Origin of the sequence: Halomonas sp. (genome assembly GCF_014859505.1) — a bacterium.
Classification (GTDB): Bacteria; Pseudomonadota; Gammaproteobacteria; order Pseudomonadales; family Halomonadaceae; genus Halomonas.
Window position 1 is genome coordinate 1 of the sequence record NZ_JACUUD010000247.1, and the last position, 1,896, is coordinate 1,896.

Here is a 1,896-nt window from a genome sequence, read left to right on the forward strand (position 1 = left end):
GCTGCCGTCCGCGAGCGGGAAGTGCGTGACGCCATTGCCGCCACGCAGCGCGACGGGAACTTCCTCGTTGTCGGCAATAGCGAGCACGACGAAACGTTCTCGACGTCATCCTGCGACTGCTGCCATACCCACCTGGCGGGCGCTCGGCACCACTGCGTGCTGATGGGCTGAGCCAGCGTCTGAATCCACCTCTTGCCCACCCGGGAAGCTACTCGACTTCCCGCAGGGGGTGAGTGTCTCCCGGGTGCAAACTGCAACCCACCGAGGAGATACCCGATGACGGTCACCACTCACCAGAGTGCCACCACTGGCTTCTTCGACCTTCATATCACTGGGCTTGGCTACCTCAACCGAATCCGTGAGGTAAAGCCGAAGCGCGGAGACGCGTTCTGGGCATGCGATATCGCGGCCTTGAATGGCCCCGCAGACGATGTTGGCTACACTCGATTCGACTGCCGGATCAGCGGCCGTGTGGCCGAAGCGCTCGTCAAACGCTGTCGTCAGGCGGTATACCAGGGCCGCAAGGTGCTGGTGGGCTTCAAGCTGGGCGACCTCTGGACGGACACCTTCGTCTACTCCAAGGGGGACAAGGCCGGCCAGACCGGCGTCAGTCTCAAGGCGCGCCTGTTGTTCATCAGCTGGATCAAGGTGAATGGCGAGATGGTTTACCAGGCGCCCCGCCGGGACGAGCAGGGTACCGGCAACGACAGATCCGCTGCCTCAGCGGAGCCGTCTGAAGCCGGCAACGACTACGCCGCTGCCCACGCGGGAGAAGCGGCCGGCTCCTTCGATTCGCCGGCCATGCACTGATCCACAGTGTTTCTATCAACCCACCCAGCCGGGGAGTACCCCGCCACGTCATGCCCTGGCACTGACGATTCCCAACCTGCGAAGAACGCCCCATCCCGGGGCGTTTTTCCTTTCCCCGCCTGATTACGCTTTCCAATCGACCCGCCCCCGCAAACCCGAGAACCTCCTGCCTCAACGCCATTGAATGGACTCCCTTGAGGCAACGCATGCTCAACCTTCCCACCCTCTCGACCGCTGCGCTGATCGCCACCACGCTGCTGGCGGGCTGTGCCCATCAGCCGCCACAGACTCCCGAACCCTCGAATGCAGACTCTCTGGTGCTCTCGCTGCCGCACTTCGACGTAGACGGCGAGCGGCATCGGGCCGTGGTCACCGGCCCCAACCCGCCGACGACCGAGGCCGTGACCCCGGACATCTACAGCGACGAGCTGCCCTCCGTCGAGGTGATTCGCACCGGGCGTTACCAGCTGGTAGCCACTCAGGCCTCGCTGGGTCAGCGCTACCTCCTGGAGCAGACCATCGACGTGCGCATTCCGGCATCCATGACCACCACCGTGGAGGATGCGCTGCGTCACACCCTGCGCCATACCGGCTATTCGCTCTGCCCCGCGCCCGGCCCCGCCCAGCGCACCCTCTACCGCAAGCCGCTACCGGCGGCCCACTACCGGCTGGGCCCCATGCCGCTGCGCGAAGCCCTCCAGGTGCTGGGCGGCGACGCCTGGGAGCTGGAGGTCGATCCCGTCGCCAGAGAGGTCTGCTACCAGGTGCGGGATGTCAGGTATGCGCCGGGGCACGGCGACGACGGCCGTGGTGAGCGCAACGCAGCGGTGGCGGAGGTGAGCGATGCGTGAGCCTACCGAGCTGTCGCCCGACCACAAGCCGACGGAGCCGCAGCATCGCCGCAAACGCGGGACAGGGAAGGGCGGCAGGAAGACCCTTTACGGCCTGCTGGCGGTCAGCCTGGCCGGCGCCGTGGTATCGGGGGCGCTGCTGTTGAGGCCGGCGCCCGAGGAGGTGCCGATGGAATCCCTGGTGCAGTCCCAGGTGCAGCAGGCGGTGGTAACGCTGGAGGAGGCACTCGCCCGA

3 protein-coding genes are annotated in these 1,896 nt (G+C 66.2%); all 3 read left to right on the plus strand.

Annotated features, from left to right (window positions below; translation table 11 throughout):
* Window positions 1–276 precede the first annotated feature (276 nt).
* Window positions 277–810 (plus strand): STY4534 family ICE replication protein, encoded by a 534-nt coding sequence (locus tag IBX53_RS15975; RefSeq protein ID WP_290911328.1) that lies wholly within the window; start codon window positions 277–279, stop codon window positions 808–810.
* 206 nt (window positions 811–1,016) lie between these two features.
* A complete protein-coding gene (locus tag IBX53_RS15980) occupies window positions 1,017–1,661 on the plus strand; it encodes a PilL N-terminal domain-containing protein (RefSeq protein ID WP_290911331.1) in 645 nt (214 codons plus the stop codon).
* Window positions 1,654–1,896: hypothetical protein (locus IBX53_RS15985; protein WP_290911334.1), on the plus strand; the 243-nt coding region annotated here is incomplete at its 3' end. The genes IBX53_RS15980 and IBX53_RS15985, both read left to right, overlap by 8 nt.